This is a genomic window from Actinocrispum sp. NPDC049592 (assembly GCF_040675465.1).
Taxonomy (GTDB): Bacteria; Actinomycetota; Actinomycetes; order Mycobacteriales; family Pseudonocardiaceae; genus Kibdelosporangium.
Window position 1 is genome coordinate 64,896 of sequence record NZ_JBFAPA010000002.1, and the last position, 10,830, is coordinate 75,725.

Annotated in this window: 5 protein-coding genes; 3 read left to right on the plus strand and 2 right to left on the minus strand. The window is 67.8% G+C overall.

The genetic code is table 11. The features are described 5' to 3' along the window. Nucleotides 1-6 precede the first annotated feature (6 nt). The 3 genes from AB0J95_RS07065 to AB0J95_RS07075 are packed head-to-tail and all read left to right on the plus strand — an operon-like array spanning nucleotide 7 to nucleotide 8,252. Nucleotides 7-5,220: a type I polyketide synthase gene (locus AB0J95_RS07065; RefSeq protein ID WP_364753576.1), complete on the plus strand. Its 5,214-nt coding sequence runs from the start codon at nucleotides 7-9 to the stop codon at nucleotides 5,218-5,220. Between the two features lies 1 nt (nucleotide 5,221). Then, a complete protein-coding gene (locus tag AB0J95_RS07070) occupies nucleotides 5,222-7,240 on the plus strand; it encodes a type I polyketide synthase (protein ID WP_364753577.1) in 2,019 nt (672 codons plus the stop codon). A 28-nt stretch (nucleotides 7,241-7,268) separates the two neighbouring features. Beyond that, nucleotides 7,269-8,252 (plus strand): zinc-binding alcohol dehydrogenase family protein, encoded by a 984-nt coding sequence (locus AB0J95_RS07075; RefSeq protein WP_364753580.1) that lies wholly within the window; start codon nucleotides 7,269-7,271, stop codon nucleotides 8,250-8,252. 61 nt (nucleotides 8,253-8,313) lie between these two features. On the opposite strand, the gene AB0J95_RS07080 is transcribed toward AB0J95_RS07075, so the two are convergent. Both AB0J95_RS07080 and AB0J95_RS07085 read right to left on the minus strand, forming a co-directional pair. Then, nucleotides 8,314-9,486, minus strand: a complete 1,173-nt coding sequence (locus AB0J95_RS07080; RefSeq protein ID WP_364753583.1) for a cytochrome P450 — start codon at nucleotides 9,484-9,486, stop codon at nucleotides 8,314-8,316. A 6-nt stretch (nucleotides 9,487-9,492) separates the two neighbouring features. Then, on the minus strand, nucleotides 9,493-10,671 hold the full coding sequence (locus AB0J95_RS07085; protein WP_364753585.1) for a cytochrome P450: 1,179 nt from the start codon (nucleotides 10,669-10,671) through the stop codon (nucleotides 9,493-9,495). Nucleotides 10,672-10,830 lie beyond the last annotated feature (159 nt).

Below are 10,830 nucleotides of genomic sequence, written 5' to 3' on the forward strand. Positions count from 1 at the left end.
GCTTCAATGGACAACGAAGAGAAGCTCCGTTACTTCCTCAAGAAGGTGACGGCCGATCTCCACGAGACCCGGCAACGATTGCGCGCGGCCGAGTCCGGGGAACACGAACCGGTCGCCATCGTGGGGATGGCCTGCCGGTTCCCCGGCGGTGCAGACACCCCGCAAGCCTTGTGGGAGCTGCTTTCCGAGGGCCGGGACGTGATCGGCGAGGCTCCGGGCTACCGTTGCTGGGACGCCAAGGTTTTCGACGTCGGCGGGCCGGCCGGGCCGCGGCTGGGCGGGTTCCTGGACGACGCGGGTCAGTTCGACCCGTCGTTCTTCGGGATCTCCCCGCGTGAGGCGGTTGTCACCGACCCGCAGCAGCGGCTGTTGCTGCAGATCGTGTGGGAGGCGCTGGAGAGGGCGGGCATTGACCCGACCGCCTTGCGCGGCAGCAAGACCGGCGTTTTCACCGGCAGCAATGGCCTGGACTACACGCAGTTGGCGGCTCGCACTCCCGGTGCCGTTGACTACATGTACACGGCGAACTCGGCGAGTGCGCTGTCCGGCCGGATCTCGTACATCCTCGGGTTCGAGGGTCCTGCGTTCACCGTGGACACGGCGTGCTCGTCATCGCTGGTAGCCCTGCACCTGGCCGCACAGGCCCTGCGGGCGGGGGAGTGCTCGATCGCTTTGGCCGGTGGCGCTTCGGTGATGGCCACCCCGCACGTGTTCCTTGGGATGGGCAAGCAGGGTGGGCTGTCCTCGGACGGCCGCTGCCGGGCGTTCGCCGAGTCGGCGGATGGCACGAACTGGGGTGAGGGCGCCGGGATCCTGGTGCTGGAGCGGCTTTCCGACGCTCAGCGCAACGGGCACGAGGTGCTCGCGGTGATCCGGGGTTCGGCGATCAACCAGGACGGCGCCTCGAACGGGTTCACCGCCCCGAACGGCCCTTCGCAGCAGCGAGTCATCCGTTCCGCGCTGGCTTCGGCGGGGCTGGCTCCGGCCGATGTGGACGCTGTCGAGGCGCACGGCACGGCGACTTCCCTGGGTGACCCGATCGAGGCGGACGCGTTGCTCGCCACCTACGGTCAGAACCGGACTGGTGAACCGTTGTGGCTCGGGTCGATCAAGTCGAACATGGCGCACACCCAGGCCGCCGCCGGTGTCGCCGGTGTGATGAAGATGGTGCTGGCCATCCAGAACGGCGTTTTGCCCAAGACTTTGCACGTCGACGCGCCCACGTCCGCCGTGGACTGGAGCACTGGTTCGGTGTCGCTGCTTGCCGAGGCTCGGCCATGGCCGGAGACCGGCCGCCCTCGTCGTGCCGGTGTTTCCTCGTTCGGCGTGAGCGGGACCAACTCACACGTGATCATCGAGCAGGCACCGGCGGCCGAGACGCCCGAGCCCGGTGCCGCGCCTGGAGTGTTGTCCTGGACGCTGTCGGCCAAGAGCGCTGAAGCGCTGAAGTCGCAGGCTGCGAAGCTGCTGTCCTTTGTAGAGGAGAGCGCCGACCTGTCCGCGTTGGACGTCGGCTACTCGCTGGCCACGACCCGCGCCGCCCACCCGTATCGGGCCGCTGTCGTTGGCACGCAGTGGGAAGAGTTCCTGGCTGGGCTGGCTGCGATCGAGTCGGGGAAGCCCGCCCGTGGCGTGGTGAAGGGCGTGGCGAAGGACGGTCAAGTCGCGTTCCTGTTCACTGGCCAGGGTTCGCAGCGGATCGGGATGGGCCGGGAGCTGCACGCTGCGCACCCTGCCTTCGCGGCCGCGTGGGACGGCATCATGGCCGAGTACGACAAGCACTTCGACCGCTCGGTGCAGGACATCATCTGGGGTGACGACCAGGACCTGCTGAACCAGACGATGTACGCGCAGGCCGGGCTGTTCGCCCTGGAAGTCTCGTTGTTCCGGCTGCTGGACTCCTGGGGCGTCAAGCCGGACTACCTGCTGGGTCACTCGATCGGCGAACTGGCCGCCGCTCACATCGCCGGCATTCTGTCCCTTGAGGACGCTTGTGCGCTGGTGTTCGCCCGTGGCCGCTTGATGCAGGCTCTGCCCGCCGGCGGGGCGATGCTCGCGGTTCAAGGTACCGAGGCGGAAATCCGGCCGCTGCTGACTTCCGGCCTGTCGATCGCCGCGGTCAACGGGCCGGCCTCGGTCGTCGTGTCCGGTGTGGACTCGGAGATCGACGCTCTGCGGGCCGCGCTGGCCGATCGCAAGACCAAGCGGCTGCACGTGTCGCACGCGTTCCACTCCGCGTTGACGGAGCCGATGCTGGCCGAGTTCGAGCAGCTCGCCGGGCGGCTGACCTATGCGGCGCCGTCGATTCCGGTCATCTCCAACGTCACCGGCGAGTCGGCGGGCGAGCGTTTGCGCGACCCGGCGTACTGGGCCTCGCAGGTTCGCAGCGCGGTCCGGTTCGACGATGGCGTTCAGTGGCTCGCCGACCGTGGCGTCACCCGGTTTGTCGAGCTGGGCCCGGACGGCACGCTGACGGCGATGGCTCGGGAAGGTCTGGGCGAAAACGCTGTGTGCGTGCCAGTGCTTCGGCCGGACCGTCCGGAGGCGCGAACGGTTGTCTCCGCCGTGTCCGAGCTGCACGTCAACGGTGTTTCGGTGGACTGGCAGGCGATTCAGCCCGGTCGCCGCGTGGACCTGCCCACCTACGCTTTCCAGAACGAGAACTACTGGGTGGACATCGCCGCTCTGGCGGACGCCGGGGCTGGCGGGGACGCGTCTTCACTGGGTCTCGACTCGGCCGAGCATCCGTTGCTCGCCGCGGTCGTGCCTTCGCCTGATTCCGGCGGCATGGTCCTGACTGGGCGGGTGTCCGCCGCCGGCCAGCCATGGATCGCGGACAACGAGGTGCTGGGCAAGACTTTGCTGCCTGGCTCGGGCCTGATGGAGATCGCGCTGCGGGCCGGGGCCGAGGTCGGCTGCTCGGTCGTCGAGGAACTGACGCTGGCAGCGCCCTTGGTGGTGCCTGAGCGTGGCGCCGTGCGGATCCAGGTTGCCGTGGGGGAGGAGGACAACGGACGGCGCTCGGTCCGGATCCACTCCCGCGCCGGCGATTCGTGGACGCTGCACGCGGAAGGCGCTGTGCGGGCCGGGACTTCCGAGCCGCTGGCCGACCTGACCGAGTGGCCCCCGGCGGGTGCGGTCAAGCTGGACATCCAGGGCGCCTACGCCGAGATGGCCGAGGCAGGGTTCCGGTTCGGGCCGGTGTTCCAGGGCCTGAAAGCGGTCTGGACCTGTGGCGAGGAGGCCTACGCCGAGGTCGCGCTGCCAGCGGACACGCCGGTTGAGGGGTTCGGGTTGCACCCGGCGCTGATGGACGCGACGACCCACCTCGCCATGCTGGTCAGCATCCGCAAGAACCCCGCCGCTGCCAAGGCGTTCCGGCCCGCGGTGTTCAACGACGTGACCCTGCACTCGACCGGCGCCTCCTCGTTGCGGGTCAAGATGGCGCACCTGACCCCGGAGACCCTCGAGGTGACCGCGGCGGTTCAGGACGGGCGGCCGGTGTTCTCGTGCGGATCGCTGCTGGGGCAGATGGTGTCGGCTGCCGAGGTGGTCGCCTCCGACGACGACGTGCTGTTCCGGATCGAGTGGAAAGCCACGCCTTCGCCGATCACCAACGACATCGAATCGTCCACTTGGGACGAACTGGGTGACACGGTTCCCGACGTCGTCGTGCTGGAGTTCACTTCGGACGGCGAAGGTCCGGATCGCCCAACGCTCTACCGGGCGGTGGACGTCCTGCAAACCTGGCTTGCTGAGGAACGTTTCGCCAAGTCCAAGCTCGTTGTGGTGACTCGTAACGCTGTTGCGCTGACTGAGGGGCAGGATGTCGACGTCACACAGGCTCCCGTGTGGGGGCTGGTGCGTTCGGCTCAGGCCGAGAACCCCGGCCGGTTCGTGTTGCTGGACCTGGACCGGCTCGACGAGCTGGCCTGGTTCCTGGCGCCAGCGGTCGCTTCCGGTGAACCCGAGGTCGCTGTCCGTAACCTGGAAATGCACGTTCCTCGACTGGTCCGCGCCGAGATGCCTGCGGTGGAGCCGGGGGTGCTCAACCCTGACGGAACCGTCCTGATCACTGGTGGCACCGGTGGTCTGGGTGGTCTGGTCGCCGAGCGGCTCGTGACTCGGCACGGCGTGCAGCACCTGCTGCTGACCAGCCGTCGAGGTTCAGACGCTCCTGGGACGGCCGAACTGAAGGCATCGCTGGAGGCGCTGGGCGCTGCGGTGACCGTCACCGCTTGCGATGTCAGCTCCCGGGACGCCGTGGCCGAGCTACTGGCTTCGGTTCCCGCTGAGCATCCGCTGACTGGCGTTGTGCACGCCGCCGGGGTGGCTTCTCCCGGTCTGCTAGGCACTTTGTCTCGGGACAAGTGGGAACCGGTGTTGCAGGCCAAGGCCGACTCGGCGTGGCACCTGCACTCGCTCACCATGGATCTCGACCTGGGCGCGTTCGTGCTGTTCTCCTCGGCGGGCGGGATGGTTCTGGCCGCTGGGCACGCGAACTACGCTGCTGCCAATGTCTTCCTGGACGCCCTGGCCGCGCACCGGCAGGCCAAGGGACTTGCGGCCACCTCTGTCGCATATGGAGTGTGGGATGGCGCGGGTGCCGGGCAGTTCCTCAACGAGGTGCAGATGCAGCGCATGCGTCGGCAGGGTCTTCCGGCTCTGTCCGCCGAGGACGGTCTGAAATCGTTCGATGCGGCTGTCGTGAGTTGTTCGCCCGTGCTGGTGTCGTTGCGCGTGGACATTGCGGCCCTGCGGTCGCGGACCGACGAGACCCCGGCTTTGCTGCGGGAGCTGGCGAAGTCGACCAAGAAGGTCGCCCGCAACGGCGGTCTCGACGCGTCGGCGGTGAAGGAGAAGCTGGACGCGCTGGGCGCAGAGGAACGCGCCGAGTTCCTCACGGACCTGGTGCGGGACATGCTCGCCGCGGTGCTGGAGTACTCGTCCGGCGCGGAGATCGAACCGGACCGGAACTTCGGCGAGCTGGGCATCGACTCGCTGACTGCGGCCGAGTTGCGGAACCTGCTCGCGGACGTGACCGGACTCCGGCTGCCGACAACGCTTGTCTACGACTACCCGACCCCTGAGGCCGTCGCCGTGTTCGTCGCTTCGCAGCTGACCCCGGCCGAGCCAGAGGCGGACTCGATCGACGCGATGGCCGAGGACGACCTGCTCGCCATGGCGTTCGCCGCGGCCGGGGCAGAGAAGGGCGAGTGACGTGGCTTCGGACGCGAAGCTGGTCGAGGCGCTCCGGTTGACCCTGAAGGAGAACGAGCGCCTCAAGGCGGAGAACGCCCGCCTGGCCACGGCCACCGACCCGGTGGCGGTGGTCGGGATGGCGTGCCGGTTCCCCGGCGGGGTCCGGTCGCCCGAAGACCTCTGGGAGCTGGTGTCGTCCGGTGTGGACGCCGTGACGCGGTTTCCCGCCAACCGGTTCTGGGACATCGACAAGATCTACGATCCCGAGCAGGGCAAGGTTGGCAAGACGTATGTCGACCAGGGCGGGTTCATCGAGGACGCCGGGGACTTCGACGCCGAGTTCTTCCGGATGTCCGACGAGGAAGCCCGGTGGACCGATCCGCAGCAGCGGGTGTTGCTGCAGATCGTCTGGGAGGCCCTGGAACGGGCCGGGATTGATCCCTCTTCACTGCGAGGATCGGCGACCGGTGTGTATGCCGGGATCATGTTCCACGACTACTCGCTGGCGCAGAAGATTCCCGTGACGTACGCGGGAAGCGTTGTGGCCAACAGCGTTTCCTACGTTCTGGGGCTTGAGGGTCCGAGTGTGGCGCTGGACTCGGCTTGTTCCTCGGGTTTGGTCGCGGTGCACATGGCCGCCCAGGCTTTGCGGAGCGGAGACTGCTCGCTGGCTGTCGCCGGTGGGGTCTCGGTGATGGCCTTCCCGGAGTTGTTCCGGTCGTCCTCTTTGGACGGAATGCTGGCTCCGGACGGGCGGTGCAAGTCGTTCTCGGATGGCGCCGACGGAACGACCTTCGCCGAGGGGGCCGGAGTGCTGGTGCTGGAACGGCTTTCGGACGCTCAGCGGCTCGGGCACCCGGTTTTGGCTGTGCTGAAGGGGTCCGCGGTCAATCAGGACGGCGTTCGGGCCGGGTTGCGTTCACCCAACGGGCAGTCTCAGCAACGGCTCATCCGGGCGGCTCTGACTTCGGCCGGCCTGGCGCCCGCGGATGTCGATGTGGTTGAGGGGCAGGGGACCGGGACGCGGATGGGCGATCCCATCGAGATCCAGGCCCTCATGGCCACTTACGGGCAGAACCGTGCCACGCCTTTGCTCCTCGGCTCGGTGAAGTCCAATTTCGGGAACACGCAGACCGCCAGTGGCCTCGCCGGTGTGATCAAGATGGTCATGGCGATGAAGCATGGTGTTGTCCCGCAGACGCTCTACGCTGCCAAGCCAACGTCAATGGTTGACTGGTCGGCAGGCGCCGTCGAACTGGCGGCCTCCGCCACGGCCTGGCCGGAGTCCGGACGGCCTCGGCGGTTCGGGGTGTCCGGGTTCGGGGCCAGCGGTACGAATGCTCACCTGATCTTCGAGGCCGGACCGGCGAGTGTGGCTTGCGAGGTGGTCGAACATCCCGTAGTGCCTTGGGTGCTGTCCGCTCGCAGCCCGGAAGCCCTGCGGGAGCAGGCTCAGCGGTTGCTGGAGGTTGCCGCTTCGGCCTCAGTTATGGACATCGCGTACTCGTTGGCCGTGGGACGAGCCAAATTCTCGCACCGGGCCATCGTGACGGATCTGGATGAGCTGGCTGCTTTGGCTTCGGGCGAGGCTTCTGGGGTTGTGGCGGCTCGCGGTGGCAAGGTGGCCCTCGAGTTCCCGACGGACGCCGACTGGCAGAGCGGCGTGAAGCTCGCCTCCCTGTTCCCCGGGTTCAGTGCCGAAGGTGAGGGACTGACCGGGTTCCAGACCGGGCTGTACAAGCTCCTGCGTTCCTGGGGAGTCCGGCCGAGCTTCCTGATCGACGGACCGGTCTCCGACGGCGCTCCCGTCGTGGCGTCACGTGAAGAGGCCACTGGCGTCTCGCACTTCCTTGCCCTGGACGGAGACGTCTTCGGCCTGGTCAAGAACCTGTTCCTGGCAGGCGTGGACATCGACTGGCGGGGTTACTTCACCGGCACCGGGGCCACTTTCACCGACCTGCCGACCTACGCATTCCAGACGAAACGCTACTGGATCGAGCCCCAAATCCCGATCCGTTCGGCCATTCTCGACGGCTAGCCGGTGACATGCGAGTACGTTCGTCGCAGTGAGCGATGCGCAGGTGATGAACGCACTCGTATTCGAACGGCCGGCCCCGGACACCAGCGGCACTTCAGTGGCCAGGGTGCCCGTACCCGTTCCCGGGCCTGGCGAAGTGGCGATCCAGGTCAGGTATGCCGGGATCAACTTCAAGGACATCATGGCCCGGCGCGGTGACGCCCGGTATGTGCCGTCCTGGCCTTTCGTTCCTGGGGTGGAGGTGTCCGGTCACGTCAGCGCGGTCGGGCCCGATGTGACCGGCTGGGCGCTGGGGGACCCGGTCGTGGCGCTGACCAACGCCGGGGGACTGGCCGAAGTCGCTGTGGCACGGGCGGAACTGGTCGCCCCCGTGCCGAAAGACCTGCCGTTGAGCCAAGCCGCGGCGGTTCCTGGGGCGCCGACGACCGCGGTGCTGCTGGTCGATGAGATCGCGCGGGTCCGTGGCGGTGACGCCCTTCTGGTGCACAGCGCGGCCGGGGCGGTCGGCCGATCCGTGGCCGAAGTCGCGCGTCAGCGTGGCGTGAAGACCCTCATCGGCACCGTTGGCGCGGCGAGCCGGGTCGCGGGCGCCCAGGAAGCCGGGTACGACACCGTGATCGTACGTGGTCCAGACCTGGCCGCGGAGGTCCGGACAAAAGTCGACGTGGTGCTCGACCCCCAAGGCACCGACTGTCTGGAGGACGATCTCGCCGTGCTCGCGCCGGGCGGCCGGATCGTGCTGTTCGGCAACGCCGGCGGCAACCCGTTGAACGACGTGCCCACCGGAAGGCTGTTCGGGGGCAACGCCTCGGTCGGCGGGTTCAGCCTGGAAGCCCTGTCCATCAACAGCCCCGGGGTCGTCGTCCGGGCCATGACCGAGGCCATGAACCTGATGCTGAGGAAGGACTTGACGCTGCCGGTCACCGAAGTCGGCGGTCTCAGCGAAGCGGCCACCGCGCAGCAAGCCCTGGCAACCGGGACGGGCGAAGCGAAGTACGTGGTGCGGGTATGACGAAGGGCCGCCCGCGGGACCTGGGGGGTGAGTCCCGCGGGCGGCCTCTCTTCTTTCTGGGTTACCAGGTGGCGGGTAGCTCGGCGACGCCGCCACCCAGTTGGTCGTTGTTGATCCGCAGCTCGGAAATCGGGATCTGCAACTGGAAATCGGGCAGCTGGGTCAGCAACGCGCTGTAGATCTCGATCATCTCCACGCGGGCCAGCGGAGCCCCCACGCAGTACCAGTTTCCGTGGCTGAACGCCGGATGAGGGTTGGGGGAGCGGGTGACGTCGAACTTGTCCGGGTTCTCGAACACCCGGTCGTCGAAGCCGCTGGAGTAGTGGTCGCACATGACCAGCTCGCCCGACTTGATGGACACGTCAGCGATCTCGATGTCCTCGCTCGCGTAGCGGGGCAGGAAGGACTCGGTGGTCTTGCCCATCCGGACCACCTCCTCCACCGCGGACGCCAGCAGCGACGGGTCCTTGATCACCATCTCCCGCTGGCCGGGGTTGCTGGCGAACAGGGCGATGCCGACGCTGATGTTGTGCGGGGTCACCAGGTATGAGAACGCTGTTACGGCAACCAGTGAAGCGACCTCGGGGTCGGTGATTCCAGCCTGGGTCAGGGTTGTCGTCAGGTCCGGGCCGGGATGTGCGCGCTTGTGAGCGCTCAGCTCGGCGAGGAACGTGAACAGTGGGAACTTGGCCGGGTCGGTGTCCGACGCGCCAACGGTTGTGGGCGCGGTCAACAGGGACATGAACGTGTCATGCTCGGTGATGCCCAGCAGGTCGCAGAGAACCTGGAACGACACCGGAACCGACAGCTGCGCGTGCAGGTCCGCGGGCGGGCCCTGCTCGAGGATCTGGTCCATCGCCGCGTTGGCGCGCTCGGCGATCTTCGGGCGCAGCGCGGCCATCCGCTTGGCGGAGAAGTGTGGCGTCAGCAGTTTCCGCATCCGGGCGTGGTTCTTGCGCGCAGTCTCGTGATCCGACGACACCGTCATCGAGATCAGCGGGCTGTCCAGGTACTTCGGCATGTTCGCCGGGTCCGGGTGGGACTTGCCGACCCGCTCGTCCAGCAGCAGCTGCTTCAGCTCGGCGTGCCGGGTGACCAGCCAGCCCTCGTCGCCAACGGGTGTCCTGACGCGACGGATCGCACCGCCCGCCTGGATCGCCCGCATCTGCGCGCTCAGGCACGCGATCACCGGCGACTCGGTGCCCAGGACCGGAAGCTCTTCCGAGGTGGTCATCGCGGGTCACCACACAACCGGGAGTTCGGCGATGCCGCCACCGAGCTGCTGACCGAGCATCGGCACGTCCTCAGGTGCCACCGCGAGCCGCATGTTCGGCAACCGGCTGAACAGTCCCTTGTAGACCTCGGCGATCTCCAGGCGGGCCAGCGGTGCGCCGATGCAGTGCGTGATGCCGCGGCTGAAAGCCAGGTGCGGGTTGGGTGAACGGGTGATGTCGAAGCGCTCCGGCTCGGGGAAGACCCGGTCGTCGAAGCCGCACGAGTAGTGGTCGACCAGCACCAGGTCGCCGGACTTGATGGTGACGCCCGCGATGTCGATGTCCTCGCTGGCGTAGCGGGGCACGAACGACTCGGAGACCTTGCTCATCCGCAGGCCCTCCTCGATCGCCTTGGCCTGCAGGTCCGGGTTGGCGATCAGCAGGTCGCGCTGGTCGGTGTTGATCGCGAACAGGGCGATGCCCGCGCTGATGTTGGTCGGCGTGACCTGGAAGGAGATCGACACCATGGCGGTCAGGCCGGCCACGATCATGTCGTCGGAGATGTTCTCGGTCAGCGCGGTGATCAGGCCGTCGTCCGGGTTTTCTCGCTTGTGCTTGGAGACTTCCTCGAGGTAGCCGAACAGTGGGTGCCGCACGCCACCGGCATTGCGGTCGTCCTCGACCGCGCCCGCGTCGGACAGGTGCGACAGGTACCGGTCGCGGTCCGGGATCTCCAGCAGGTCGCACAGCACCTGGAAGGAGATCGGCAGCGACATCATGTCGTGCAGGTCGGCGGGCGGGCCGTGGTCGACGATCGCGTCGATCAGGCCGTGCACCCTGGCCTCGACCCGCGGCTGCAGCTTGGCCATCCGCCGCGCGGAGAAGTGCGGGGTGAGCATGTTGCGCATCCACTGGTGCTGCTCACGCGCGGCGACCGGGTCGCCGTCGGTGATCAGCAGGTCCAGCAACGGGTTGTCGAGGTACTTGGACCGGTTCGGCGGGTCCGGGTGGGTCGGGCCGATCCGGTGGTCCATCAGCAGCGACTTGACCTCGGCGTGCCGGGTCACGAGCCACGCGGGGTCGCCCATCTGGGTCCGCACCGGACACACCGCGGCCTGCTCCTGCAGGCTCCGCATCAACGGGTTCATCCGGCCGATCCGCGGAGCCATCGTGCCCAGGGTCGGCAAATCCTCAGTCGCGGTCATCGGTACCTCTTCCTAGGGGTCACTTCTCGCGCGGCTCATCCTCCGGCGCGCGCGGCTAGCGGTTCTCCTAGAGACCGGGGTGCCACCACTGGGGAAAACACGGGCTGGGGACGGGGATTGTGCCGTGTGAGGTACCCGATCTTCTAGGGAGCGTGTGCG

What these genes read in the sequence shown, in the direction of transcription:
- AB0J95_RS07065 (WP_364753576.1), top strand. Translation starts at nt 7, where the DNA reads ATGGACAACGAAGAGAAGCTCCGTTACTTCCTCAAGAAGGTGACGGCC.
- AB0J95_RS07080 (WP_364753583.1), bottom strand. Translation starts at nt 9,486, where the DNA reads ATGACCACCTCGGAAGAGCTTCCGGTCCTGGGCACCGAGTCGCCGGTG.
- AB0J95_RS07085 (WP_364753585.1), bottom strand. Translation starts at nt 10,671, where the DNA reads ATGACCGCGACTGAGGATTTGCCGACCCTGGGCACGATGGCTCCGCGG.